Consider the following 26,308-nt stretch of genomic DNA (forward strand, 5'->3'; position numbering starts at 1 on the left):
AACGCCGGCAACTTTCGCAATGGAACGTGGTATCCGAAACTCACCCGAGGTTTGGCGTTCCGTGCATCCGAGGAGATGCCCAGAGAATGGGCACGTGGGACTGAACTAATGCGGGTGAAAGACAGATGGTATGCCATCTTCCCTGAGCCCGTGAACGAGCAGTGTTCGTTAGCAAAGGGGGTGGTTGCGCTTGACCCTGGGGTAAGAAGTTTCTTTACAGGGTTTGATGGGGCGGGCTTTGTAGATATCGCCAAGGGAGACTTTGGCAGGATCGTTCGGCTGTGCTACCACCTAGACGATCTACAGTCCAGGCTGAGTAAAGCACCGAGACTCAAACGTAGGCGAATGCGGCAAGCGGTGTTTCGTCTGCGGGAGAGAATCAGGAACTTGGTGGACGAGTGCCATCGCAAGGTAGCGGCGTTCCTGACGGATAACTACCGATTGATATTCCTCCCCACTTTCGAGTCAGCCAAGATGGTTGCCAAGGCAGGGAGGAAGTTTGGTAGCAAGACGGCAAGGGCGATGCTCACCTGGGCGCACTATCGGTTCAAGCAGTTCCTGAAGTTTCAAGCCCAAAAGAAAAACGTGGTCGTCGTGGAAGTATCGGAGGCGTACACCAGTAAAACCTGTACTAAGTGCGGGCACATCCACACCAAGTTGGGTGGCGCAAAGGTGTTTAGATGCCCAAAGTGCAGCCATAGGCTACCACGAGATTGGCAAGGCGCTCTGGGTGTTATGCTCAGAGCTTTGCGGGATACCGCCTTTCTGTTCGGAAATGGACAGAATGCTATCGCTTCACCGTTGAGCAGTAATGGTCAGCAGTGTTCAGCGTAAATGTATCAGCATTCCTGCCATCCTCTGCTCTTGGCTTCCCAACGCCTCTTGCTGTTCAGCGGCAAGGGAGGAGTGGGCAAAACAACCTTGACCTGCGCGCTGGCTCGCCAACTGGCCCAGGTGGATCCCCAGCGCCGTCTGCTCCTGATGTCCACAGATCCCGCCCACTCGTTGGGGGACGTGCTGCAAATCTCGGTTACGGATGTGGCCCAACCCTTGCCGGATCGCCCCAATTTACAGGTGCGGGCTTTGCAGGCGGAGATTTTGCTGCGGTCTTTTCGGCAAACCTATGGGCCGGCCCTGGAGCTCATTGCCGAGCGGGGCAGTTGGTTTGGCCGAGAGGATCTGCTGCCGATCTGGGATTTAGCCTGGCCGGGGGTGGATGAGCTGATGGCGATTCTGGAGGTCAACCGGCTGCTGGCTGGGGAGGAGGTGGATACCGTTATCTTGGACACGGCCCCCACCGGGCACACCCTGCGGCTGTTGGAGCTGCCCGACTTTTTAGATAATCTTCTGGCTGTGTTTGCCACCTTTCAGGCCAAGCATCGGGAGATCGCCCAAGCCCTGACAGGCACCTATCGACCGGATGAGGCGGATGCATTTTTAGCCCAGTTGCAGAGGGAACTGGAGGGGGGCAAAGCCCGCTTGACCACTCCGGAGAGCACCTCTGCTTGGCTGGTGATGATCCCGGAGCAGTTGAGCGTGGCGGAAACCCGCCGCTTTTGTCAGCAACTGCAAAACCGCCGCGTGCCCATCGGCGGTCTTCTGGTCAATCAGGTGCTGCTTGCAAGAGAGAATAACAGCCAACCTTCGCTGCCCGCTGCTCTCCCCTCTCCTCTCTACTCGGCGCGGCAACAGGAACAGCGGCGCGTGCTCAAAGCCCTACAGGAGGAGCTGCCCGGATACTCTATCTGGGTCTGTCCTTATCAACTGCAGGAGCCGGTTGGGTTGGCGGCCCTAGATGGGCTGGTGCAGCAGCTTCGCCCCTTGCCAGAGGTGCTGCTGGAGTTGGAAGGGATCCCAGAGCAGAGAGCGGAGAGAGAGTCTCCCTTCTCTACCCTCTTCCCTTCCTTCAGGGGGATCCCGTCCCTACCGGACTTTTTGGCCCAAGGGATCCGACTGGTGTTGGTGGGGGGCAAAGGGGGTGTGGGCAAGACGACGGTGGCCGGGGCCCTGGCTTGGAACTTGGCCAAGCGCCATCCCGACAAGCAGCTGTTGCTGGTCTCTATCGATCCGGCTCACTCGCTGGGGGATCTGTTTCAGACGAAACTGGGTCAGGATCCCATCCCCCTGCTGCCCAACCTGCTGGGGCAGGAGGTCGATGCGGCGGCGGTGCTGGAGCAATTCCGGCAGGATTATCTGGAGGAGGTGGCGGCCATCTTGGCAGGGGAGGGGACGGCAGGGGTGGAAGTCCAATACGACCCACAGGCGTGGCGGCAACTGCTGCAGATGCCCCCACCCGGCTTGGATGAGGTGATGGCCCTGTTGAGTGTTCTCCGACAGGAGACGAGCGGGCAGTTTGACCTGGTGGTGCTGGACACGGCTCCCACAGGCCATCTCTTGCGGTTTCTGCAGATGCCCCAGGCTCTGGAAGGTTGGGTGAGCTTGGCCCTGAAGCTGTGGCTGAAATATCGGGATGTGGTGGGCAGGTCGGAATGGGCGCAGCGGATGCGGGAGCTCTTGGCCCAGGTGCGACAGCTCCGGCAGCAGCTCCAGGATCCCCAGTTTGTTACCTTTATCCCCGTCTTTAACCCCGAGCAAGCAGTTCTGGCGGAAACCGAGCGTCTCTTGGCGGAACTGGATGCTTTGGGGATCCCTCATCCCTACGCCGTTCTCAATCGGGTGTGGTTAGAGGATTCTACCCCCTTTGGAGAGGCCCTCCGCCGTCGTCACCAGACTCTTCTGGCCCAGCTCCCCCAGCCATTTTCCCAGCAGGCCATCTTGACCATCCCCTTCCTACATCCTCCCAGCTTGGAGAATATCGGCTCCTACTTATTGGCTCCTCAGGAGCCCTAACCTAGGGGTAGACCTTGCTCACCCAAGGAGTTATGGATCCCCATCTGGAAGAACGCGCCCGCGAGCTGCGCACCCTGCTGCAGAAGGCCAGCATTGCCTACTATGTCCACGATGCGCCCATCCTGGAAGACAGCGTTTACGACCGCCTCTACCGCGAGCTGCAAGAGCTGGAGCGGGCTTACCCTGAACTGGTCACTCCCGATAGCCCTACTCAGCGGGTGGGAGAAAAACCTGCAGAGCATTTTCCCACCGTCTTCCACCGCATCCCCCTCTACAGCTTGGAAAACGCTTTCAACCCAGAAGAGCTAGAGGAGTGGCAAGAGCGTCTGCTGCGAGTTTTGGGCCGTGCCCCTGTTCCCGACGGCGGGACAGAGGGAGAGCTGGAATATGTATGTGAGCTGAAGATTGATGGCGCCGCCTTGGCCCTAACCTACATCGAGGGTCTTTTGGAGCGGGGTGCTACTCGGGGGGACGGACAGGCCGGAGAGGACATCACCCCCAACGTGCGCGCCATTCGTTCGATTCCCCTGCGGCTGGCGACAGCAGATCCGCCTCCCGTTTTGGAGGTGCGGGGGGAAGTCTATCTGGCCCTAGCCGAGTTTGAACGGATCAACCAAGAGCGTCGTTCCGCTGGGGATCCCCCCTTTGCCAACCCGCGCAACTGTGCTGCCGGTACCCTGCGGCAGTTGGATAGCCGCGTTGTGGCCGCCCGCAAGCTCAGCTTCTTCGCCTACGCCCTCCACTGGCCGGAGGGATGGCCTGCCGGGGATCCCCCGCAAACCCAGTGGCAGTGTCTGCAGCAGCTCAAGGAATTGGGATTTCCAGTCAACCCCCTTTCCCAGGTCTGTCGGGGCTTGGGAGAAGTGATCCAATTTTATGAGCGATGGCGGGGTGCCCAGCTCCCCTACGCCAGCGACGGGGTGGTGGTGAAATTGAACTCCTTGCGGCTGCAGGAGGAGGCCGGCTTTACGCAAAAATTTCCCCGCTGGGCCATTGCCCTCAAATACCCTGCCCAGGAAGTCCCCACCCGCATCCGCGCCATCCTCGCCAGCGTGGGCCGTACCGGCGCCGTCACTCCAGTGGCAGAGCTGGAGCCGGTTCCTTTGGCCGGCACCCTTGTCAGCCGCGCCAGCCTGCACAATGCCGATCGCCTGCGGGAGCTGGATGTGCACATTGGCGATACTGCCATCGTGCGCAAAGCCGGGGAGATCATCCCGGAGGTGGTCGGGATCCTGAAGGAATTGCGCCCTGCCGACGCTGTTCCCTACAGCCTGCCCAGCCAGTGCCCCGAATGCCACGCCCCTTTGGTTCGTCCCCCTGGCGAAGCCGTGACCCGCTGCCCCAACCCCGAGTGCCCGGCCAAGCTGCGGGGCCAATTGCAGCACTGGGCCAGCCGTGATGCTTTGGATATCGAAGGCTTAGGGGAAAAGCGGGCAGCCCAATTGGTGGAGAGCTTGGGGGTGCGCACCGTAGCCGATCTCTACCGCCTCACCCCAGAGCAGTTGCAGGGTTTGGAGGGAATGGGATCCCGCTCCAGCCAAAAGCTGGTGCAAGCCATTCAGCGCTCTCGCCAGCAGCCCTGGGAACGGGTGCTCTACGGGCTGGGGATCCCCCATGTGGGGGTGGTCACCGCCCAGATTTTGGCCGGCCATTTTCCCACCCCTGAGCTTTTGGCCCAAGCCAGCGCAGAAACCATCGCCCAGATCTATGGGATAGGCGCGGAAGTGGCGGAAGCGGTGGTGGCCTGGTTTGCCGAGCCGGCCCATCGTCGCCTGTTGCAGGAGTTGCAGGCGCTAGGGATCCCCGCTCTTCCTCAGCAGGAGAACCCTGCCGTCTCCCAGATCCTGGCCGGGAAAAAATTCGTAATCACCGGCACCTTGCCCACCCTCTCCCGCCAGCAGGCCAAGGCTTGGATTGAGAGTCGGGGGGGCAAAGTCACCGCCAGCGTCAGCCGCCAAACCGACTACGTGGTGGTGGGCTCTGACCCCGGCTCCAAGCTGGAGCAAGCCCAACAACTGGGGATCCCCCTGCTGACCGAAGCGGAGCTGTTGGCGCTGGATCCCACCGTGGAATCCGGTGATCTGCATCCTTGACAGGGTGGATCCCCGAAAAACTTGGGTAGGGTGGGTTGTCTTAGCGGCAGGGATAATTTATGATTCACCTCTAGTGAGGAGTGGACGCCAATAGGGGGAAGCGAACGAAACACGGACAGTTCCTTCCCCTTTTTGGTTACAAAAAGGCGCGGCCACACCTCCAAAAAGTATCCAACTTAACTGAAGGATTCCTTTGCCAGTGCCAAATAAGTTCAACTATGATGGGATCAGCGGAGACGCATGTTTCCGTTCACTCCTCACACCATCTTCCGCTCGGCGTCAAGTCGGGCGGTTTTTCTATAAATCCGTCCAAAGGATGTATGACCATTCCCGATAGCAGCGAAACGGCTCACCCCTTCCATTTCCAGTTTTCCTCCTTGTAAGACACTTGGGGAGAACCGAGGCTGTGGCGTTTGCACGGGTAGCGCAGAGCGCTGGAGAAGCAAGAATGAAACACCTCCGTTGCATTGCTTCCCAGCTCCCCTTTGAAGAGTGGGTGGTCGCGGAAGCGGCACGGAGCGCTTGGGAAGTGTCTCAATCCAGTTTGAAATGACTATATCTCCAGTCTTTCCAGTTGATCCCCATGGGAATCTCTTGGCACCCTGCCCCCTTGGGGATCCGGAAACAAGCCCTACGAGCCCAGTGGAGATGCTAGACTAGTAGGTCAGTGAGATTCCACCAACTTCGGCCTCCTTACGCTTTCGCAGCCAATTTGCGACTGGATTGGAAGGTTTAGTTTTCTTCTGGCTTTTGCCGGATTAGGATAGCCAAGAGCAAGCAGCAACGAGGATCCCATGGCCAAATATGACTCCCATCTAAAGTGCTCCTTCTGCAACAAGTCACAGGATCAGGTGCGTAAGTTGATTGCGGGGCCGGGGGTCTACATCTGTGACGAGTGCGTGGAGCTCTGCAACGAGATTTTGGATGAGGAACTCTACGACGGCAACACTCCTCCTGCTGCCGCCCCTGCCGGCGGCCGGCGTGAAGCTCCTAAAAAATCCTCCCGCAGCCTGCCTTCTTTGGCGCAGTTGCCCAAGCCGCAGGAGATCATGCGCTATCTCGACCAATATGTGATTGGCCAAGAAAAAGCTAAGAAGGTTTTGTCGGTGGCGGTTTACAACCACTACAAGCGTCTGGCTGCCAAGGCCAACCCCGGTAGCGTCGGAGTTTCGGAACTGGATGAGGTGGAGCTACAGAAGTCCAACATTTTGATCATTGGCCCCACTGGCTCCGGCAAAACCCTGCTGGCGGAAACCCTGGCTCGCATGTTGGATGTGCCTTTTGCGGTTGCAGATGCTACCACCCTTACGGAAGCTGGCTATGTGGGCGAGGATGTGGAAAACATCCTGTTGCGCTTGCTGCAGGTGGCGGACATGGACGTAGAAGAGGCCCAGCGCGGCATCATCTACATCGACGAAATCGACAAAATTGCCCGCAAAAGCGAGAACCCCTCCATTACCCGCGATGTCTCCGGCGAGGGGGTGCAGCAGGCTTTGTTGAAGATGCTGGAAGGGACAATAGCCAACGTGCCTCCCCAGGGAGGGCGCAAGCACCCCTATCAAGACTGCATTCAAATCGACACTTCCAACATCCTCTTCATTTGCGGGGGGGCTTTTGTTGGCCTGGAAAAAGTAATCGAGCAGCGCATTGGCAAGAAATTGATGGGCTTTATCAAGCCAGGGGAGCAATTGTCGGTTAGCCGCGAGCAACGTATGGCCAATGCCCTCAAGGCTTTGGAGCCTGAAGACTTGATCAAGTACGGCATGATTCCCGAATTCACGGGGCGGCTCCCGGTAGTGGCGACTTTGGATCCGCTGGATGAGAAGGCGCTGGAGGCGATCCTGACGCAGCCCAAAAACGCCATTCTCAAGCAGGCGCAGAAGCTGTTGCGCATGGACGGGGTGGAACTGGAGTTTGAACCTGCCGCCATTGCTGCCATTGCCAAAGAGGCTTATCGCCGCAAGACCGGGGCTCGCGCCCTGCGGGCCATTGTGGAAGAGCTAATGCTGGATGTGATGTACGAGGCACCCTCCCGCCGCGACCTAAAGCACATCCGCATCACCGCAGAGATGGTGGAGCGCCGTTCCACCCGCGAGCTGATTCCTCACCCCTCTACGCTGCCCAAGCCTGAGTCGGCCTAGAGTCGCGGCCCTTCCGATCCCTGCTGGATGAACTTATGATCTGTTCTTGAAAGAGGGGGCAGGAGAGCACATGGCAGGGACTACGTTCCGCTGGCGCGAACGGCAGCGGGTGGATCGTGAATATGCGGTAATTGGTCTGGGGCGCTTTGGTTCTAGCTTGGCTCTCACCTTGATGGAGCGAGGGCACAATGTCTTGGGGATCGACCGCAGCCGCGAGATTGTGCAGCGCCTGGCGGATCAGCTGACGCAGGTGGTGGCCCTCGATTCCAGCGATGAAGATGCGCTGCGAGCGGTGGATATCCTCTCCTTCGACACGGTGGTGGTGGCCATTGGCAGCGATTTCGAGAGCAATTTGCTGACGACGGTGGCCCTGAAAAGTCTGGGGGTGCGCAATGTGGTCTGTAAGGCGTCGACCGAGCGGCAACGCTCTATTCTCCTGCGAGTGGGGGCAGATCGGGTGGTGTTGCCGGAGCAAGAGGCAGGGCGCCGTTTGGCTCAGGTGTTGACAGCACCGGGGATCCTAGATCAGCTAGAGCTGGAGCCGGGCTACAGCATTACGGAATTACAGGTGCCGGAGGCGTTGGTGGGCCATACGCTGGCGGAGTCGGATCTGCGTCGCCGCTTCGGCATCACGGTGCTGGTGGTGAAGCGAAAGCAATCGCTGGTGGTCTCTCCCCCCGCAGACTACCTGCTGGAAAAGGGGGATTTGCTGGTGGTTCTGGGGGCCAATACCAACATCTCGCGGCTGAATGAAATGTAGGGAGGGCTCCGATGAGAGAGGGCTCCGCCCCGCTTCCGCGAGAGGAGGGCTCTGAGCGCTTGGTTCCATCAGTGCCATCCCGCGCCCGCCACCTGCCGACACCGGGCTCGGCATTGTCTCAGTCCTCTAGGGCCTTTGGGAATCGTCTGCAGTGGTTTTTTGGGGGGGACAGGCGTCGCCCGCTGCCGCCGCCATTGCGGCTGGTCACAGGGTTGGGGCTCTTGGCAGTGGTGGGAACTTTGGTGCTCATGTTGCCGGGGATCGGGCGCGGGGATCCCTTGAGCTGGAATGAGGCGCTGTTTACGGCCATGTCGGCCCTGAGCGTGACGGGGCTCTCGACGATTGTGGTGGCGGAGGATCTCACCCTGTTGGGCCAGATTGTGCTGCTGATCCTGATTCAGATTGGCGGGGTGGGCTTCATGGTGTTGGCGGTGGTGGTGTTTCAATTGATCGGGCGGCGCATTTCCCTCCTCAATCGCTTGGCGCTGTGCAATTCGCTGGGGCTCATCGATCCGGGGGCGATCCTGGAATTGACTCGGCGGGTGCTGCTGGGGGTCACCCTCATTGAGTTGGGGGGGGCTCTGCTGCTCTGGGTGCACTGGCGGGATCTCTATGGGCCGGAGCGGGCGGTTTTTCTGGCTATTTTTCACGCGGTGTCGGCCTTTTGTAATGCAGGATTTGACCTGTTTGGCCGGGAAGGGATCCCTACAGACGGTCTGTCGCTGGCGATTTTGGCCGGTCTGATTTTTATCGGCGGTTTGGGCATCCCGGTTTTGTCGGATTTGTTAACCTGGCCACGGGGCCACCGCCCCTCTCTGCACACCCGGATTACCCTGGGCGTGGTGGTGGTTTTGCTCTGCACGGGCGGCATTGGCTTGTTTTTGGGAGAGAGCTTGCCCGGCGGATCCCTGCTGGAGGTAAGCTGGCCCCACCGCTTGGGCCTGACGTTTTTTCAGTCGGTTTCTGCCCGAACGGCTGGGTTTGCCGCGATCCCCATTGAGGATTTGACCCCGGCAAGCCAGTTGCTGCTGATGGCTCTCATGTTTATTGGGGCAGCCCCAGCTTCTATGGGGGGCGGCATGACCACCGGCACCTTGGCGGTGTTGGTGTTGGCTCTCTGGGGCTATGCCCGCGGTTTGCCCAGCGCTCAAATTGCCGGGCGCAGCTTGGATCCCTCCATGGTGCGCAAGGCGGCAGCGGTGTTAACGGTTTCTCTGTTTGTGGTGTTGTTGGCGGCTTGGTTGATTTTGCTGACCCACAGTAACAGTAGGTTGGATCCGGTGTTGTTTGAGGTGATCTCCGCCTTTGCCACCTGCGGCCTCTCGACGGGCTTTACCGGGGAGCTCAACTGGTTTGGCCAACTGATCATTGTGCTGGTGATGTTCTGGGGCCGGTTGGGGGCATTGACGATTGTCTTGGCCTTGGCTCAACAACAGCCCCGCCCGTTGGTAACCTACCCTGAAGAGTCGATCCTAATCGGTTAGTCCAGAACTGAGGAGAGAGCAGCCTCCGTTAGACTGAGTAAGGGATCCCTTCGTCCCTCTCGTTACCGGGAGCCATCTGTGTCCAAGTTTCTTTTGATCGGTTCTACCGAGCCCTTCAGCGGTAAGTCGGCTGCCATCTTGGGTTTGGCCAAACACCTGCAGCAGCAAGGGATAAAAGTCACCTATGGGAAGCCCATCGGTTCTTGCGAGCGGGAAGATTGCTCGCTGGAAGGGGGCGATCCGGATATGCGCTTTGTGGCGGAGTCTCTGCGGCTGACGATGGATCAAATGCCGCCGATGCTGCTCCGGCTCAACGAAGAGGCTTTGCTGGCTCAAATGAAGCGAGCTCCCGGGGATCCAGCTCCAGAGTGCCCGGTTGCCCCTCTGTTGGAGTTTGTCCAGCGCTCCCCTGCCGATTTGGTGCTGCTGGAAGGCCCAGCCGATCTTTACGAGGGGGAATTGTTTGGCCTGTCGCTGGCCAAGATGGCCCAAGCCCTGGATGCTCCGGTACTGCTGATCAGTCGCTACCATTCCTCCTTGGCTGTTGATTCTCTTCTCTTTGTCCATCGTCAACTGGGATCCCGCTTGGCAGGCGTGCTGCTGAACGATGTGCCACCTGACCAAATGCAACCGGCAAAAACGATCATTCGGCCTTTTTTGGAGGGACACGGGATCCCGGTGCTGGGGATTTTGCCCTCCCATCGCATTTTGCGCAGCATCAGCGTTGGGGAGTTGGTGCGGCAACTGGATGCCGAGGTGCTCTGCTGTCCGGATCGGATGGACCTGATGGTTGAAGACATTGCGGTAGGGGCGATGAACGTCAACTCGGCCTTGAAGTACTTCCGTAAGCTGGATCACAAGGCGGTGATCACCGGCGGAGACCGCACCGATATTCAACTGGCCGCCCTAGAAACTTCCACCCTCTGCCTGATCTTGACCGGCAAGCTCCCTCTGGATCCCCGCATTCAGTCTCGAGCAGAAGAGCTGGAAGTGCCGATCCTCTCGGTGGATCTGGACACCTTCACCACCATCAACCGCATCGAACGGGTTTTTGGGCAGATTCGCCTGCACGAGGAGGTGAAAGTCCGCTGCATCCAAGAGCTAATGTCAGCGAATTTTGACTTTTCCCGTCTCTATGCTCATTTGGGCTTGACACAACCCCTAGTGTCGGCGGTAGGTGCATAAGAAAAGTTATTACTGGCTTCTCTATATTTGGTGTCTAAATAGATATTTCTTCGAGATTGAGCACTATACCTGATCAAGATGAAATAAGCTCAGTTTTGACGCGCTGGTCTCTAGTGTCTGATGCTTTCCAGTATCTGCAATGATTTCTGCAAAAAAACGCAGGGATCTCTCGCCGGTTTGGCCTACTCACCAAATTCGAGAGATATCATGCGAGTATTCATCACCTCAACACACCACTCCTCCCCCAGATTTTCTGGGGGTTTTTGTTCGTACTGTTTTTAACCTTGTGCGTCAGTGTCACGTAAGCTGATGTTGACGGGGTTTATGCTGCTAATAGTGTGAAACAAAGCTTTTCTGAAGCTGAATACACTAAACAGTGGTGCCGGCACGCCCTTCTGCAATAAGATGCAGTGTCTGTTGTCGAGCCGGGATCCCAAATGTTGCCGTTAGCGCCGGATGAGCACCATGGCCAAGGTTTCACGGATGCACGGCCGCAAAGGAGCGGGCCCCAGCCGTCTGGTTGCCTGCCCCCACAGTGGCATCTTCACCGACGGGGGATGTTCTCCCAATCCGGGGCCAGGGGGATGGGCCGTGGTGGTGGTTCAAGATGATCGGGTTGTGGAAGAGTTTTGGGGAGGGGATCCCGATAGCACCAGCAACCGCATGGAGTTGACCGGCCTCATCCGGGCCTTGCAATATTGCCGCCACACCCAGGGCAACGGCGTAGATACCATCTACAGCGACTCCCACCTTTGCGTACAGACCTACAACGACTGGATGGATCGCTGGGCAGCGCAGGGGTGGCGGCGGCGCACCGGGCCGGTGGAAAACTTGGATCTGGTTCAGGAACTGTATCAACTAAAGCAGCAGTGCCCTCAGGTGCAGGTGGTTTGGATCCCAGCCCACCAAGGTCTGCGCTGGAACGAGTACGTGGATGGGTTGGTTGCCCAGGCTCGAGCCAGAGTGACCGTTCCTCCAGAAGTTAGGGGTTGAGGTTCCACACCGGCAGTGGGGGCACTGTGAAACTGGTTAGCAGCAAGATGCTTGCCAAGACTACAAGGCTGTTAGGCTTGGCTTGACTGCAAGGTGCAGAACTTCCTGGATGGTTTTAGCCATGCGCTCCCAGGTAAAAGACTTAACCCACTCTAAGCCTTTCCTGACTTTCTCAGCGCGCAACTTGGGATCCAGAACCTGAACCAGGGTGTCCGACAAAGAGTCCTCTACATAAAATGCAGCTTCTCCTCCTACTTCCACTAAGGCAGAGTTGGGATAGATAATGACAGGGGTCCCACAGGCCATGGCCTCCAATACGGGTAGCCCGAATCCCTCATATGCACTTGGGTAAACCAGCGCCACGGCATTCTGGTAGGCTTGAACCAACTGCTGCAGATCTAGATAAGCATTCATAACAGGTTGCGGAGCTGCCGCCTGTCGATAAGCCTCTGGAGTCGACCAGGAATGAGTGCAAAGGACAGGGAAAGGCTTATAGGACCACTGCTGATAAGCTTCAAAAAATAACTCCTGTCGTTTGTAAGCGCCTTGGTGGCATCCAATCAGCAGCCAGTGCTTGGGAATAGCTGAGGGATCCGGCTTGAATACACTGGTGTCAACCCCAGGGTAAGCTACTACTGCCTCTTTGCCAGTTAGACGCAGCAAGTCACAGGCCGTGTTTTGGCTAACAGCTACAATGCGAGCGGCTGCTTCAAGGGCTGCGTGCTTTTGGCGCCACATGGGATCTGAGAGATCCCAACCCAGCACTTCTGGGATCATGTCATGGAGCAGGAGCACCTGCGGAATGTCAGAGGGCAGGTATGTATGGTAGGTGCTCATAAAAACATCAGCCCCTGACCAAATAAAAGCTTGTCTCAACTCAGGATCATCCCAGCGGGCGTAGCTAAAGGGGTGACCCTGCATTCTCTCGACACCCTGGGGTAGCTCTCCCATGCCACCCCGATCGTAGAAAGTGATGCGAATCCCCAGCTGAGGCAATTCCCGCAGTAAGTTGCGCCAAACTGTAGCAATACCAGTTTGGTGCATCTGGAAGAACACCCCGTCCACAAATAGGTGAAGACGTTGCCGCACCTCTACCACCAAGGGATCCCCGTATGCCCAGGGGAAAAAGGGCTGCAGGGAGCAGGGCTTTTCCGCTTTTTGCAACTCTTCCCAAGCTCTGACAGCTCCTTGGTAGCCGTAGTAGGATTCCTTAAACTCCACCTGCTTTCGCAATGCATAGGCATAGTGGTCAAACACTAAGCCCTCTGCTTCCGTTTGGTCTGCGGTCAGAACCCTCTCGGGAAGTCGTCCCTTTCGGATCAATACAGGTGGCTCGTGAGTTTGCCACTCGCACTCAGAGGGATCCCATCTCCAGACCCGCCACCACTCCATCTGGGGGTTGTTGCCCCACTTACCTTTGTTGTCCAGGACAAGATTGGGGCCCACGAAGTAACGACAGTAGAACTGGGCCGCCTCTAGAGTGGGATCTGCTTCAAAGCGTCGATGAACCCGCCGGATTTGTTCGACTGTCCAAATTTCGTCTGCATCCAACTGCCACAGCAAGCAGGGATAGTCAGGTTGGGCTGCCCTGACCATTTCAATTTTGCCATCCCAAAACTGGCCATCGGGCTTCTGAACAAGCCGAACACGGCTGTCTTTGGCTGCCAAGTCCCTCAAGTATTCGACCGTACCATCCAAGCTGTGCCCCTGGGAGTATTCCTCAGGGATGCGGCCGCCGTTGGCTAAGCTCCACCCTGTGTCATGGCGTAAGGCAGCAACGCCCTCGACCACCACCCACTGCCAGGGGATCCCTAGCTTATCCAACTCGCAGAGGGTGGAGTAGTGGCGCTCAATGTACGGCTCCCCGTCTAAAACAATGGTGAAGAAGTGAATGGGAAGAGTGGCTCTGCTGTCTTTAAAGATGGCAAAGCCTTTGCGGACATTTCCCCAGCAAATGAGTCGGTAGCCATAGCTGGAGAGCTCCGTCAAGCAACGGCTGTTCTTAAAAGCGAAGATGTCATCCAGGGCAATATACTTGGGGCGAGCGCCCTGTTCCAAAAAAGCTTGGAGGTCATACCAGCCCGTAAACTCGCCGCCGTCAATGAGAAGAAGGTCGGGGTCGGGAACTCGGCTTGCCCCATCTGTGGGAACAGACTTGAGTAAATCTTGTCCCTCCTGGTGCCATTCCAGAGCCTGCTCTCGGCTATAGGGGGCCCAAAAGCTGGAGCAAGATTTCAGCCATTCTTCCACCTCCTCCACTGTAGCGATCCTAGGTTGGGCAGCAGCGTGAATGGGGATACAGCGGGGATCCTTGCTTACCCTTCTAGCCAGCTCTTTGTAGCGCTCAGGATGAGCTTCTATGCTGTAGATGCGAACAGAGTTGGGAAGGGCGTAGCGCAAAACAGCTGTGGATCCTTCTCCACTACTGGCCCCTACCTCGACCACCACCCGCAGGGAGGGATCCCTGCAAATTTCTGCAAGAGCTGCTCCAAAAGGCTCATCTAGCCGGATTTCTGGTGGGATATACCACTCTGGCCAGGCGGAGTCGCCGTTCCGTTTCTGATTGACCCAGCGGCCATACGCAGCAGCAGCTTCTCGATGATAGAAGGAACTGGCTGTGGGTAAAAAGGCATCAGCCTCCTCCTGAGAGAGGTCACGAAGGTATTGAGTAACCTGAAATAGCCACAGGCGCGCCACTTCCTCGCCTGTCTGGGGATCGTAAAGAGAGTTGATAAAGGCATTTGGAGGCCAATCTTCTAGAATTTGCTTCAATACTAACCACACCCAATCCTCTTCCCCAGCTCTAGCGAAGCAGTCAAGGCTGTGCGCCAGCAGCTGAAGTCTATGGTGGTGGTGTACAGGAAGCTTTAGGGCTTCCTCCCGCATGCGTTCTGCAACAGGTTGATAGACAATCGACAGAACTTGCAAAAGTCGCTTTGTCTGTGGCCACAATAACCCTTCTAGAGATCCACCCCTGTACCTTTCTGCAAACTCAGGAGCGATGGAAAGAGCAATGGTCTCTAGGAGAATTGAGGGAATACTTTCTTGTTCGGCCTGGGCAAAAAAGGCAGAGTAGGATCCTTGCCAAAATAAAGTTCCCAGCTGTTCAAAGTTGGTGGCTTGCGTCACAGCTAATGACCCCCATTGCTCTTCCTGCTAGAGAGAAGGAGTAGCTCTGCTTAAGCTCAAGCATAGCAAGAATTGCAACTTCTGTCAAAGGGAGAAGTGTCATTGCCTGGGGAAAAGCAACATGTACAGGAAAGCTTCAAGTTTGTTGCAGGAAATGTTCAACTGATAACTATTCCTGTCTTGGCTGCTATCGCCGCGGGGCAAGCATTTCGTGGACTTTGGTTCACTACAGCTCCTCCAGGCCGAGTTTGGGATCTTATTACGCTACAGCCTATTAAGAGGCTACAGGATACAGCTGTAAGCCTGCCTGTTCTGGACTCATCGGAATCAAGCCTCAGAAACACGACGTTTTGTATCCCTTGATCTGTGAACAGGCCGTAGGTTTACTCACAATTTAGACTATCTTGTTAGACTATCTTGACTTGTGCTAGAGTGGGCTATTTTTTCACTTACAGAAAATTTGGGTTTGCAGGCTCATGCCTAGATGCTACGATTGGCTATATCCACTAGCTGCTTAGGTAGCCGCCATGCAAGTCCAGCTTCATTCTCGGCTGCGCCCTCTCTCTCTGACGTTGATGGCGGTGGGGGGCTCTTGGCTTCTGGGATCCTGCCAACTCAGAGGGCCACAAGTGCAGTTGCCCGGCGATGTTATGCCGGAAACCGTGCTGGTTCCTCAGTCGGCACCCTTGGTGCTGACTTTTTCTACCCAACCGGAAGAATCTTTTCGCACTCACCCTGACCTTTTGGCCCAGTGGGAGAGCTGGACGGCAGAAGCTTTGGCTGAAACCGGCAAGGAGTTCTCTCGGGAAGAGATGCAAGCCTGGGCCGGCGAGCAATTCACGATGGCAGTGGTGATTCCCAATCTGGTGCCCGGAGCTGCCGAGCCGGTGCCTGGGATCCTGTTTGGAGCCAGCACCCGCAACGCTGATTTGTCTGGGCAATTCTTGGCCCAGGTGCGGCAACAGGCAGCAGCAGAAGGGGCGAACTTCGAGCAGCGCCAGGAGCAAGGGGTCACCTTGTATGTGCAAACCAACGGAGAGCCGGGCGAGCGGTGGGTGACTGCTGAGTTTGGCAACCGCTTTGTGGCGGTGGCCAACGACCCGAGGGTGATGCAGCAGGCGATTGCTGTGTATCGCGGCGAAGCAGAGCCGATTGGCCGCTCCGAAAGTTTCCGCACCGCCGTTGGCAATCTCTACAAGAAGAGCGGCACGCTGGCCTTTGCCTACTTCAACTTCCAGGCTTTGCAGGAGGATCCCGAGTCTTTCCAAGACTGGATGCAGGATTTGGATCCGGCGACGCTGGGATCCCTGCAACCCCTGCGCTCTTTGGCCATGGCTGCCCACTGGCAGGAGCAGGGCCTGCGGCTGCGCATGTTGACCCAGACCGATCCGAAAACCCAGGTGCAGGGGGGGTGGCAAACGGCTCGCGGCGAACTCATTCAGCGGCTGCCCGGCAATGCCTTGGCGGTGCTGACCACCCAACAGATTGCCCAGCGCTGGCAAGCCGTTATGCCTGAGCTGGAAAAAGATCCGCCGGTCAAAGAGTCGTTAGAGGAGCTGCGGGCTGAGTTTCGCGCCAATACCCGTTTGGACTTGGAAAAAGATCTGCTGGCTTGGATGGATGGGGAGATGGCCTTGCTGGTGGCACCGGATGCCCAGGCCCATCCCCTGTTGCAGGGCATGGGAGCAGCCTTGGTGATCGAGACCAGCCAAAAAGACAAGGCCAACGCGGCCCTGACTCAGTTGGATCGGCTGGCCCAAGAATCGGGAGTAGGGGTAACGGAGGCGGGTGGACAGGTGACGTGGGCGGATCCCTTGTTTAACCGCCCGCTTTTGACCCGCGCCTGGGAAGGCAACTATTTGATCGTGACCAGCAGCACGGCGGCGCTGCAAACCCTCGCCCAACGCCAGGGCAATTTGCTTCCCCAAACCGAGCCGCTGAAAACCCTCTACGATCAGTTGCCCAAGCCCAACTACGGCTACTTTTTGCTGAATTGGCAAGGGATCCGAACAGTGCTGGAGGCCACACTACCGGGTGGTTTGGCAGGCTTGGAGCCGGAGGCCCGTGAGCTGCTGACCCGCATCGATGGGCTGGGGATTACCAGCTACCCTGCCGGGGATCACGCCTTTGGGGTGGAGCTGCTGGTCACCGTGCCGCCCAAGCCACAGCCGTAAGCTCTTTCCCCCTTCTCCCTTGGGGAGAGGGGCTGGGGGTGAGAGCTACAGCCGAATCAAGCCATAGGTGAGAGCATAGCGCACCAGCTCGGTGCGGCTGCTGGTGCCTGTCTTGTTCAGCAGGCGGGTGACGTATTTTTCCACGTTGCGCACGCTGGTTTGCAGCTGCTTGGCAATCTCCTTGTTCATCAGCCCTTCTGCCACCTTCTCCAACACCTGTTGTTCCCGCGGCGTCAGCTCTACCTTGATGGGTGGGGGCAGGGGGGTGGGGGCAGAGGTCTGGGCAGGCGTGGCTGTGGCAAGGGTGCGCTCCGACAGCAGGGCGCGAATCGAGGCCAGCTCGCGGGCCACCACCTCCGAAGGGCTGGCAGCGCGGGATCGCTCAATGAGATTGGAGACGATGGCCACCAGCTCCTCCGGATCGAAGGGCTTGGGCAAATAGGCATCGACACCGGCCCGGTAACCCTGGATGCGGTCGGCGGTCATCCCCTTGGCGGTGAGGAACACCACCGGCAGATGGCTGTAGGGCTCGAGTTTTCGCAGTTGGGCCAAAAATTGATAGCCATCCATGCCCGGCATCATGATGTCGGAGATGATCAACTGAGGCTGGGCCGTGCTGAGCAGTTGCAGAGCCTGCTGGGCGTTGGCCGCCGGGATCACCTCAAAGCCGCTGTCCTCGAGGTAGGCTTGCACCGCTTCCCGTAAGCCGGGTTCATCATCTACTAGCAGAATGCGGGCTGCTGGACTGGCAGCAGGGGGTTCGGGTTTGGCTGGGGGAGAAGAGGCCATCTGCAGCTCCTGGGTAGCGTTCAAGCGTTTGGCGGCACCTGCCATCCCATATCTCTACAATCTTCCTACTAACCTGTGGGCAATCTCAGGCGAAAACAGGAGCCTTGGGGGGAGCTTTCCACCTGGAGATCTCCGCCCATCCGGGTGGCCAGGTCGCGGCTAATGGCCAACCCCAGCCCCTGCCCTGGCTTAGAAAGATCTGCCCGAAAAAAGGGATCGAAGATCCGCTCCAGGTTCTCAGGGTGGATGCCGGGGCCGTTGTCGCAGACGGCAACGAACACTTCCCATTGCGAAGCAGTTGAGGGATCTTCACCCAACTCCACCTTCAGCCGGATCTCACCTGGGGGCGGGGTGTACTTGCAAGCGTTGTCGATCAAGTTATCAAGCACCTGCCGCAGGGCACGCGGATCGGCTTGTACAGGGGGTAGGGAAGGGGGCAGAACGGCTTGAAAGTGGTGTCCCTGGGTTTCGGCCAAGGCTTGATAGATGGGGATCCACTCCCGCAGCAGGTCGGCCAAGGAGAGGGGCTGAAGCTGGAGGGGGGCCGGGATCCCGTCCAAACGCTCGAACTCCGCCAGCAGCTCCTGCAAATGCTTGCACTCCTGTTCAATGCTCAGGCCAATCCAGTGGTTGCGATCCTCTGGGGGCAAGCGTTTTTGTAATAACTTGGCCAGCGTGCTCAGGGCGGTGAGAGGATTGCGCATTTCGTGAAGCAAAGTGGAAAGCTGCTGGGCAGAAAGAGTGACCCCCTTAACCTTGGGTTCTCCGGCTCCGCAGACGGGTTCAGGCTCTGGGTGGTGTTCAGCAACTTTTCTGGCTCTCGGCATGGATCCAATCCCTAGACTCTCCCGGCGCTGGCAGATCGATCCTAGCCCCATCTTCCCTGGGTTCCGCCACATCAGCGTTGAGACGGTATCGGGATCCCAACTGGGTGGCTTATAGCTGGCGGGGCAGGTAGATGTTGAGAATTTCCCCCCGACGGGCGCGATGGCGCACGGTGAGGTAGCCCCCCAAGGCGCGGAACAGAGTTTGGGTGACGGGAAGGCTGAGGCTCACTGCACCGGTATCCGGCTGCACGACCAACAACTGCCCAATCGCCTGAGGGGATTTGGGCTCTGAGGCAACAGTGGCGTCGCTGCCCTCAGGTGTGTTGACCTGAAACTGAAGTTTGACCAGCTCCCCTGCGCTGACCAACTGGGCGCGAATGTGGCTGCCAGCCGGCGTGCTGCGGGCAATGCGGTCGACCATGCCAAACAGCACCGCTTCCAGCGCCTTGGGATCGCTGACCACATCCGGCAGCTCATCGGGAATCTCCAACTCCAGTTGGGATCCCCGCCGTTCCACCTGCTCCTGCCAGCGAGGCAGGTTTTGCCGCACCAAGTCCACCAGCGCAATGGGCTCTAGCTGAAGCCGACGCCCCTCCTGTGGGGTAGCAGCGGGCATCACCGTTTCTGTAGCCTGGAAAAACAGCCCGAAGCGGTTGATTTGCTCGGTACATTCGCGGTCAATTTTCTCCACGTATTCCCGTACCCGCGACGGCAGATCGTGCCGCTTCAGGATGAGACTAACCAAGGTGCGGATGGTGCTGAGGGGCGTCTGGATCTCGTGGATGAGAGCCCGCAACAGTTCTGCCTCCGAAAGGCTGTTCTGTTGGCCTTGACCGGCAGGCTGGCCATGGGAAGGAGGAGACCGCCGCTTCTGCCAATCTTCTGGCCGGGTTGTGGGCGCAGGGGAGTTCTCGGCTCTGGCGGGGGGTAAGCGAGCGGGCGGGGATCCCGACTCGGCCAGGTTTCCCAGCAGAAGAAGGCTGCTGAAGCGGGCCAGCACCCGCACATGAGGCTCCATGAGGGGATGGTGCTTGATCAGCTCCTGCCAGAAGGGCAAGCGATCCGGCCTACCCTGTTGAACCCGCTGCTCTAGGATCTGCCAAGCCCGATGCACCACTTCCGGCTCAAAAGACACCATCATCCCCCTCTGCCGCGTGTGGGGGTGATGCCCTTGGGCGGCCACCGCCGAAAAAACAGGGGTGAGCACCAGCAAAAAAGGCTCCTCCACCAGGGGATCCTGCGGCAGGAGAGGGATCACCGTCTGGCCAGGGGTCAGAATCGACTCAGGGGACAAGTCAGGGGTAAACAGCCAGGGATCTTCACGGGCCAGCTCCCGCAGCTTCAGGTTCGGTTCTGGAGCGTCAATGGGCGACGGCAGTTGAGGCAGCGGATCCCGAACCACCCAGGGGGGCCACCAAGACACCGGCCCACCGATCACCACCCCAAACTGTCCAACTTCTTGCCATAGCTGGAGCAGGGCTGCCACCGTCTGCTGCCAGGAGCGCTCTCCTGCCCCCGGCAACCATTCCGGCAAGGGCAGATCGGCCCACAAAGCTTCCATCAAGGACAGAAATCGGCGGCTGTTCACGGATCTCTTTGACCCATCCTTCCCTTGTAGGGTAGCGGTTGTGGCCCCTCTGGGGCAGGGGAAAACCTCACCTTTTCCGGGGCGGATCCCCGTCTCACTCAGGGACAAGAATCCTCGTCCTCATACGGTAGCGAGTCTGTCCAATCAGCCTACCCGTCCATCCGGCAGAGTTGCCCCGCGCAAATTGGCCCCGCTGAGGTTGGCTGTGCTCAGATCGGCTCGGGTTAGGATTGCCTCGCCGAGATCGGCATTTTCCAGGTTGGTGCGGCCCAAATAGGCATCCACCAGGTTGGCACACCGCAAATCGGCCCCGGCCAGATTGGCCCGACTGAGATCCGTCCGCGCCAGTTTGGCCGAGCACAAAGAACTCGCGGAAAGATCGGCTGCGGCCAGATCCGCCTCGCTCAAGTTGGCCTCTGTCAAATTCACCTGGCGAAGTATCGCCTCCTTCAAGTTGGCCCGCGCCATCTGCACCCCTTGCAGGTCTGCCCCCAAAAAAGAAACCCCCCTCAGGTCGGTCTCGCTCAGGATGGCTCCCTGCAAACGGGCTTGCTGCAGGCTGGCCCCTCGCAAGTTGGCCTTGATCAAACTGGCCTCTTTTAGGTTGGCCCCGCTCAGGTCGGCCCGTGTCAAATCCGCTCCCGACAGGTTGGCTCCGCTGAGATCGGCGCGGCTGAGGTTGGCGTTGCGCAGTACCGCTCCCCGGCGGCTATCGAAACGGAGATTGGCCCCCCGCAGGCAAGCCCCTCCCAAGTTGGCACTGGTGAGGTTGGCCCAACGCAAATCCGCATCCAGCAGGTTGGCATCGATCAACAGAGCCAGTGTCAGGTTGGCCCCATGCAAATCTGCTCCTTGTAGGGTGGCGCCGTGCAACTGGGCATCTCTGAGATCCGCCTCGCTCAAGTCCGCCTGGCTGAGGTTGGCCCCACCAAGGTTAGCCCCGACGAGGTTGGCCTTCTGCAGCTTGGCCCGCCCCAAGAAGGCGAAGATCAAATTGGCACTGTGCAGGTTTGCTTGGGAGAGATCCACCCCGATCAAATCGGCCCGGCTCAGGTCAAGGGCGGCCAGGTTCTCGCCGGCAAAGTTGATCCGTCCTGCCCGGTAAAGCCGAAGCAGATCCTTGGCATCCATAGAAGAGAGGGGAGAGCTCAGAGAAGTGAGAGAGGAGCTGCACTGGTGGTTATTCTAGATAAGGATCCGGGCGTTTCCCCAGCACTCTGCGCAGCTGATCGCCAGTGTTGAACGGGATCCCCAAACAGCGGGTTTGAGCTTCAAACCAGCCCGAACAGACGGCGCTCTGCCTCCTCCATGCGATCCAAGAAAGCAGCAAATTTGGTGGAGATCTCCCCCACTTCCTGCAAAAAGGCGCGTAGTGTTTGGTACTTGAGAACCAAGGCTTCCTCTAGGGTGCAGGTTTGGAACTGCTCATCCAACGCCTTGCCCAACTCGCTCAGGGTCTGTTCGATAGCAGTTTTGACAGAGCCGACGCTGCGCCGCACCAAACGCATCACCTCCTGCTCCAACTGCGGCTTTTGCTGGGCCAGCTCGCTGCTGGCCAACACCTGTCTTAGGGAAGCATAGGGATCCGCAAGGTTGGTGGGCACCTCAGTGATCGCCTCCGGCAAAGCGTATTCCCCACTGCTGACGTGAGGGGGCTGCACCAGGCGCCACTCCGATTGTTCTAGCTTTTTCAAGATCCCCATGAACATTGCGGCGGATCCCTCGACATCCCTCAAGAAGCCGCGCAGCACCTGGTGTTTGAGGGTCAGATATTGGACGGGATCCTCATCCTGCAGACCTTCGTCCAGGGCGTTGCCCAACTCGCTTAGGGTGTTCTCGATGGCAATCATCAAGGATCCGGCGCTGTGATGGAGCAGTTGGCGGCAGGACTCTGGGAGCTCCTGTTGCAGGTCAGAAGAGGGGGCGGGTGGTGTTGCCGGGGTCGCAAAAGCCGAAAGCTCTGCAGGCTCTTCCTCATCCTCTGGGATCCCAGCGTCAATCCAAGTCATGGAACCGGACAAGGACTCTGTCCTGCCGGCACGAACGGCATCTTCCGTATTCAGCCAATCCAGATCGGCAGAGGGGAGCTCGGCAGCCAACCCTCCAGCGGCGACCGTTTCCGGGGGCACCTCAACGTAAAGAGGCTTCAGCATCTGCAGCACGGCGTTGGCGGCTTGGCCATCCTGATCCGGCTCCTGCAACTGCTGCACCGCCTCCTTCAGCCGGGTTTCCAGTTCTTGGGGGGAGTGGCAGGCATCGTAAAGGGCTCTGAGCAGTTCGTCCAGGCTGTGGCGTCGCAGGGCGGCCAACCCTTGCAGGGTGGGCTCTATTTTGTGGTACAAAGCCGTGAACAGAACCAGCTTGGCCCGCAAAGGACTGGTTTGCCGCATCACCCCTGCCCGCAACTCGAAGGGATCATAGTCTTGCTTTTGCAGTTGCAGACCGCCATATTCCAAGGACAAAACAGGCGAGGGCGTAGCCCAAACTGAGGGATCCGCTTGGGGCTGTTGATACAGGGGCTGTAGCTTGCTTAGCAGCATCTTGGCGATGCGAGCATACTCGGCTTTTTTGTTGATGCGGCTAATGGCATCTCGAAAGCGCTGGCCCAAAGCATCAAGGGTAGCGTGCTGGCGGCAGAGCTGCTCCAGCAGAGCTTTCAGGTCTATTTGGTTCAACTTGCTGACATCGCTTTCCCAAGTGCTGGTGCAGGCAAAGTAAACCAGCTTTTTCACTCGGTCTGCGTACCCGCCCTGCTGCACTTCTTGCACAACAAGGCCAAAGGGATCCGAGACAACCATAGGGAGCTGCTAAGCAGGAGTAGGTGGATCTAAGCTTACGAGGATCTTTGCGGTTTTTGAACAAGGACGGGCACCTTGCTGGGCAGAATAGCATATCCTTCCCAGGCAGAACCCACCTGATGTTTGCCCAGGGATCCCCCAGCCATCAAGTGGGATTTAGCGGCCTATTTTTTGCAGGGCTCTTTCCACCTGTACTACATGGCGGTTCAGTCCCAAGTTTTCCGCTGGGATCCCCAGGGCCAGGCCCACCAATTGTGGCAAATGCAGGATCGGGATCCCCAGCTTGCGCCCGATCACCTCTTCCACCTCCGGCTGCCGAGAGTCCAAGTTGAGGTGACACAGGGGACAGGGGGTGACCAAACAATCCGCTCCCGCCTCTATTGCCTCTACGAGATGCCGGCCTGCCATCGAGAAAGACTGCTGCGGGGCATAGCTGGAAATGGGCCAACCGCAACACTGGGTGCGCCCGCGATACCAAACAGGGGTGGCCCCCAAACGCTCGAAGAGATCCTCCATCAAACGGGGATCCCGTGCCACATCGAAGCGGGAGATGTCGTAGGCCCGCAACAGATAACACCCGTAGAAGGCAGCGCAGCGCAGTCCCAGGAGAGGCCGTTTGACCTGTTGGGCCAATCGCTCCAGGCCGTAGTCATGAGCCAGCACCCACAGCAAATGGCGCACATCGCCTGTGCCCTGGTAGCAGCTCTCGCAGCCTCCTTTCTGGCACAGGGCCTGCACCTGGTGAAAGTACTCTGGACTCGCGGTTTTCGCAGCCTTCAACTTTTCATTCACGCGGCCCAGCACTCCCTGACAGGTGCTGCAGTGGGTAAGCATCGGCAGCCCCAGCGCTTCCGCCAAAGCCAGGTTGCGGGCATTCACCGTATCTTCCAGCAGCTCCGATTCTTCTTTGAAGGTGCCCGAACCACAGCAGGAAGCGGCTTCCAGCTCCACCAGTTCAATGCCCAGATGCCGCGCAATCTGGTCGGTGGAGTCATACAGCTCACGACAGGCCCCCTGGGCCACACAGCCGGGGTAGTAGGCGTAGCGCAAAGGTGAAGGAACAACCGCGGTCATGAGAAGACGTGAGAAGAAGAAGAGAATTGGGTTTGCGATCTCAACGGTAATAACAATCCATGGATCCATTGCCCACACAGCAGAGCACTGGCCTGCCTGCAGAGCGGGAACCCAGAGCTTAAGATCCTACACCCATGCGCTGCCACAGCACATCCGTTGCTGCCCAGGACAGGGAGTTTGTCAAAGCTTCCCTATTTATCTGCCCCTATTTTGAAACCATTCGGAGCCGATACCCTATTTTTCTCCCTGCCTAGTGCCTCCCTAGCCGATGTCGGGTAGATTTGGCGGTAGCCATCGCTGAGGAATCGGTCAACGCCTTATGAACAGCCCGATCCAGGATTGTGAGCCCCCCGTTTCACCTCGCTCTAAGCAGGGCAGTCTGGGTTGGAGCCTTCCTCTAAAAGGTTGGGGATTTGGCTTGTTTTTCGGATCCCTAGTTTGGGCAGGATGGGCAAGTCAACTCCAGCTATGGGCCCAGCCGGTCGAACAGCAACCTCAGGAAGAAGTCCTTGTGCCGGGGCGCAATCTCGATCCTGGGGCGCAAATCCGGGTGCGTAACGAGCTGGTCAAGATCTGTGGGGACTATCGTTGCGAAGGCTATCGCTTTTCGGTACGAGTACCGATCAGCCCTGAAGACACCCTGGAAACTCTGCTGGGGCGGCTGGATACGGAGATGCTGCGGGAGGTGGATCGGGTGTTTCAAACTCGGCCCGATTTGAATCGAGTCATTGTCGATGGCTACGTCTTCTCGGGTACTCCCGCTTTTGTCAGCCGGGAAGTGCTGCTGCAAACAATGTTTGTGCCCCGTCACCGTTGGGAAGTGGGGCGCTTTGGGCCAGAGCAAGATGCGATTTTCTATGCCGAGCTGTTGGGACAGGTGACGCCCTTTCTAACTCCATCCCCAACCCCCACGCCTACACCTGGGCCTGTGCCTGGAGAAGGTGTGCCCCCTCTGCCCCCGCCTCCTGGGGAAACTCCTCCCATAGAGGCAACGCCTACCCCTCAAGAAACCCCAGCCCCTCCGCCTCCGCCCCAAGGGGATGTGATCCAGCGGCAGCCGATCCAGCCCTGAGGGGGTTATGGGGTGGCTAAGTCTGGGTTGTGAGGGATCCTCAGGATCCCTTGTTTTGTGACCAGGCCGGTACCCTCCCAGTTGTCGCGGGGTTGAGTCCTGAGCCGAGGTGATCTAGGCTTCAAAAGTGGAGGGATCCCTCCAATTCATTGCTTGACTGGTGTGTGGCGGCATGGCAGGACACAGCAAGTGGGCCAACATTAAACGGCAAAAGGCCCGTGTAGATGCCAAAAAGGGCAGCCTCTTTACCAAACTCTCGCGGGCCATCATCGTGGCAGCTCGCAACGGCTTGCCAGATCCGGATGGGAATTTTCAGTTGCGGGCGGCAGTGGAGAAAGCCAAAGCAGCGGGGATGCCCAGCGAAAACATTGAACGAGCCATTGCCAAGGGAGCCGGCAACTGGAGCGACGACAGCCCCCTGGAAGAAGTTCGCTACGAGGGCTACGGCCCCGGTGGGGTGGCTGTGTTGATCGAGGCCATGACCGACAACCGCAACCGCACGGCTGCCGAGGTGCGAGAAGCCTTCAGCAAAACCGGCGGCAGCTTGGGAGAAGCCGGCTGCGTAAGCTGGCTGTTCCGGCAAAAAGGGGTGATCAGCCTGGAGGAGGTGTTGGATCCCGAAGCCCTGTTGCTGGCGGTGGCGGAAGCGGGAGGAGACGACTTCAAGGTGGAAGGCACAGGAGCAGAGGTGTACTGCGACTACTCTTTGCTGGAGCAGGTGGCCACCTACCTGAAAAAAGAGGGCTACCCAGTGCAAGATGCGGCCATCCGCTGGATCCCATCCACTGAGGTGCATGTGGAGGATCCCGATACGGCCAAGTCAGTGCTTGCCCTGATGGAGCGTCTCGACAACCTAGACGATGTGCAGAATGTCTACGCCAATTTCGAGATCGACGAGGCGGTGATGGAAAGCCTGGCCTGAGAACAGGCTGCCATCATCTTCCGAGAAAGGGAAACCTTCAACAGAAGCATCCGTCAGCGGAGCTTAACGGCGGTGCCGGCGGCGGTAACGAGGATCATTGTCGTGCTCATGTTGGTATGAATGCTAACGCCTAGGATGCCATTTGCTCCCAAACGTTTGGCTCGCTGCTCCAACTCTTCCAAAACCTTTTTCTGGGCATTCTCGAAAACTTCTTCATAGGTTCTTGTGCGTCCCCCGATGATGTTGCGGAGGCTAGCAAGGAAGTCCCGTAGAACATTGGTGCCATAAACTACCTCGGCGGTAACAATGCCCAAGTAACGCTCAACCTCTCTACCTTGGAGCACGTCTGTAGTGGTCAGCAGCATGGCTTGCTTCCTGGGTCAACACCCACCAAGATAGTCGGGATCCTCAACCTTTGGAATCGGGTTC

Annotated in this window: 19 protein-coding genes; 11 read left to right on the plus strand and 8 right to left on the minus strand. The window is 58.3% G+C overall.

The features are described 5' to 3' along the window. The 8 genes from ACVWXZ_RS08320 to ACVWXZ_RS08355 form a co-directional block, all read left to right on the plus strand. The coding region (locus tag ACVWXZ_RS08320) for an RNA-guided endonuclease InsQ/TnpB family protein (RefSeq protein ID WP_457482381.1) at positions 1–834 on the plus strand (834 nt) is incomplete at its 5' end. Next, a complete protein-coding gene (locus tag ACVWXZ_RS08325; protein ID WP_457402658.1) occupies positions 835–2,850 on the plus strand; it encodes an ArsA family ATPase in 2,016 nt (671 codons plus the stop codon). A 32-nt stretch (positions 2,851–2,882) separates the two neighbouring features. Continuing rightward, entirely contained in the window at positions 2,883–4,943 is a 2,061-nt protein-coding gene (gene ligA, locus ACVWXZ_RS08330; RefSeq protein WP_457402656.1) for an NAD-dependent DNA ligase LigA, read from the plus strand. Positions 4,944–5,737: 794 nt separating this feature from the next. Then, complete coding sequence (gene clpX, locus ACVWXZ_RS08335) at positions 5,738–7,084, plus strand: ATP-dependent protease ATP-binding subunit ClpX (RefSeq protein ID WP_457402654.1); 1,347 nt, start codon at positions 5,738–5,740, stop codon at positions 7,082–7,084. 70 nt (positions 7,085–7,154) lie between these two features. Continuing rightward, on the plus strand, positions 7,155–7,844 hold the full coding sequence (locus tag ACVWXZ_RS08340; RefSeq protein WP_414356515.1) for a potassium channel family protein: 690 nt from the start codon (positions 7,155–7,157) through the stop codon (positions 7,842–7,844). Positions 7,845–7,855: 11 nt separating this feature from the next. Next, complete coding sequence (locus ACVWXZ_RS08345; RefSeq protein WP_457402653.1) at positions 7,856–9,328, plus strand: TrkH family potassium uptake protein; 1,473 nt, start codon at positions 7,856–7,858, stop codon at positions 9,326–9,328. Positions 9,329–9,406: 78 nt separating this feature from the next. Beyond that, positions 9,407–10,513, plus strand: a complete 1,107-nt coding sequence (locus ACVWXZ_RS08350) for a phosphotransacetylase family protein (protein ID WP_414343695.1) — start codon at positions 9,407–9,409, stop codon at positions 10,511–10,513. Between the two features lie 483 nt (positions 10,514–10,996). Further along, positions 10,997–11,506, plus strand: a complete 510-nt coding sequence (locus ACVWXZ_RS08355) for a ribonuclease H family protein (protein WP_457440313.1) — start codon at positions 10,997–10,999, stop codon at positions 11,504–11,506. A gap of 60 nt (positions 11,507–11,566) precedes the next feature. Here ACVWXZ_RS08355 and ACVWXZ_RS08360 read toward each other — a convergent pair whose 3' ends face one another. Next, complete coding sequence (locus ACVWXZ_RS08360; RefSeq protein WP_457402650.1) at positions 11,567–14,290, minus strand: glycosyltransferase; 2,724 nt, start codon at positions 14,288–14,290, stop codon at positions 11,567–11,569. Between the two features lie 872 nt (positions 14,291–15,162). Here ACVWXZ_RS08360 and ACVWXZ_RS08365 point away from each other — a divergent pair. Next, positions 15,163–16,809 carry a DUF3352 domain-containing protein gene (locus ACVWXZ_RS08365; RefSeq protein WP_457402648.1) on the plus strand — a complete coding sequence of 549 codons (1,647 nt, stop codon included), beginning with the start codon at positions 15,163–15,165 and terminating at the stop codon, positions 16,807–16,809. Between the two features lie 45 nt (positions 16,810–16,854). Here ACVWXZ_RS08365 and ACVWXZ_RS08370 read toward each other — a convergent pair whose 3' ends face one another. The 6 genes from ACVWXZ_RS08370 to ACVWXZ_RS08395 all read right to left on the minus strand — a co-directional run bounded on the left by ACVWXZ_RS08370 (position 16,855) and on the right by ACVWXZ_RS08395 (position 23,885). Then, positions 16,855–17,598 (minus strand): response regulator transcription factor, encoded by a 744-nt coding sequence (locus tag ACVWXZ_RS08370; protein WP_011432966.1) that lies wholly within the window; start codon positions 17,596–17,598, stop codon positions 16,855–16,857. Between the two features lie 68 nt (positions 17,599–17,666). Next, positions 17,667–18,425, minus strand: coding sequence for a sensor histidine kinase (locus ACVWXZ_RS08375; RefSeq protein ID WP_414343700.1), 759 nt, complete (start codon positions 18,423–18,425; stop codon positions 17,667–17,669). A gap of 109 nt (positions 18,426–18,534) precedes the next feature. Then, a complete protein-coding gene (locus ACVWXZ_RS08380; RefSeq protein ID WP_011432968.1) occupies positions 18,535–20,013 on the minus strand; it encodes a sensor histidine kinase in 1,479 nt (492 codons plus the stop codon). A gap of 144 nt (positions 20,014–20,157) precedes the next feature. Next, on the minus strand, positions 20,158–21,144 hold the full coding sequence (locus ACVWXZ_RS08385) for a pentapeptide repeat-containing protein (RefSeq protein ID WP_457440311.1): 987 nt from the start codon (positions 21,142–21,144) through the stop codon (positions 20,158–20,160). 140 nt (positions 21,145–21,284) lie between these two features. Further along, on the minus strand, positions 21,285–22,811 hold the full coding sequence (locus tag ACVWXZ_RS08390) for a hypothetical protein (RefSeq protein ID WP_457482382.1): 1,527 nt from the start codon (positions 22,809–22,811) through the stop codon (positions 21,285–21,287). Between the two features lie 156 nt (positions 22,812–22,967). Next, the gene (locus ACVWXZ_RS08395) at positions 22,968–23,885 is read right to left on the minus strand and encodes a CoB--CoM heterodisulfide reductase iron-sulfur subunit B family protein (protein WP_457402642.1); all 918 of its coding nucleotides are present in this window, start codon (positions 23,883–23,885) and stop codon (positions 22,968–22,970) included. A gap of 319 nt (positions 23,886–24,204) precedes the next feature. On the opposite strand from ACVWXZ_RS08395, the gene ACVWXZ_RS08400 reads away from it, so the two are divergent. Beyond that, positions 24,205–24,957 (plus strand): hypothetical protein, encoded by a 753-nt coding sequence (locus ACVWXZ_RS08400; protein ID WP_457482383.1) that lies wholly within the window; start codon positions 24,205–24,207, stop codon positions 24,955–24,957. A gap of 172 nt (positions 24,958–25,129) precedes the next feature. Further along, positions 25,130–25,879 (plus strand): YebC/PmpR family DNA-binding transcriptional regulator, encoded by a 750-nt coding sequence (locus tag ACVWXZ_RS08405; protein WP_011432973.1) that lies wholly within the window; start codon positions 25,130–25,132, stop codon positions 25,877–25,879. Between the two features lie 53 nt (positions 25,880–25,932). On the opposite strand, the gene ACVWXZ_RS08410 is transcribed toward ACVWXZ_RS08405, so the two are convergent. Beyond that, positions 25,933–26,244: a YbjQ family protein gene (locus ACVWXZ_RS08410; protein WP_457482384.1), complete on the minus strand. Its 312-nt coding sequence runs from the start codon at positions 26,242–26,244 to the stop codon at positions 25,933–25,935. Positions 26,245–26,308 lie beyond the last annotated feature (64 nt).

The sequence above is a fragment of the Thermostichus sp. MS-CIW-38 genome (assembly GCF_054058415.1).

Coding starts and splice junctions, on each gene's coding strand:
- ACVWXZ_RS08355 (WP_457440313.1), top strand. CDS start 10,997: ATGCACGGCCGCAAAGGAGCGGGCCCCAGCCGTCTGGTTGCCTGCCCC.
- ACVWXZ_RS08365 (WP_457402648.1), top strand. CDS start 15,163: ATGCAAGTCCAGCTTCATTCTCGGCTGCGCCCTCTCTCTCTGACGTTG.
- ACVWXZ_RS08375 (WP_414343700.1), bottom strand. CDS start 18,425: ATGCCGAGAGCCAGAAAAGTTGCTGAACACCACCCAGAGCCTGAACCC.
- ACVWXZ_RS08370 (WP_011432966.1), bottom strand. CDS start 17,598: ATGGCCTCTTCTCCCCCAGCCAAACCCGAACCCCCTGCTGCCAGTCCA.
- ligA (WP_457402656.1), top strand. CDS start 2,883: ATGGATCCCCATCTGGAAGAACGCGCCCGCGAGCTGCGCACCCTGCTG.
- ACVWXZ_RS08385 (WP_457440311.1), bottom strand. CDS start 21,144: ATGGATGCCAAGGATCTGCTTCGGCTTTACCGGGCAGGACGGATCAAC.
- clpX (WP_457402654.1), top strand. CDS start 5,738: ATGGCCAAATATGACTCCCATCTAAAGTGCTCCTTCTGCAACAAGTCA.
- ACVWXZ_RS08325 (WP_457402658.1), top strand. CDS start 835: ATGTATCAGCATTCCTGCCATCCTCTGCTCTTGGCTTCCCAACGCCTC.
- ACVWXZ_RS08395 (WP_457402642.1), bottom strand. CDS start 23,885: ATGACCGCGGTTGTTCCTTCACCTTTGCGCTACGCCTACTACCCCGGC.
- ACVWXZ_RS08400 (WP_457482383.1), top strand. CDS start 24,205: ATGAACAGCCCGATCCAGGATTGTGAGCCCCCCGTTTCACCTCGCTCT.
- ACVWXZ_RS08340 (WP_414356515.1), top strand. CDS start 7,155: ATGGCAGGGACTACGTTCCGCTGGCGCGAACGGCAGCGGGTGGATCGT.
- ACVWXZ_RS08345 (WP_457402653.1), top strand. CDS start 7,856: ATGAGAGAGGGCTCCGCCCCGCTTCCGCGAGAGGAGGGCTCTGAGCGC.
- ACVWXZ_RS08410 (WP_457482384.1), bottom strand. CDS start 26,244: ATGCTGCTGACCACTACAGACGTGCTCCAAGGTAGAGAGGTTGAGCGT.
- ACVWXZ_RS08390 (WP_457482382.1), bottom strand. CDS start 22,811: ATGGTTGTCTCGGATCCCTTTGGCCTTGTTGTGCAAGAAGTGCAGCAG.
- ACVWXZ_RS08405 (WP_011432973.1), top strand. CDS start 25,130: ATGGCAGGACACAGCAAGTGGGCCAACATTAAACGGCAAAAGGCCCGT.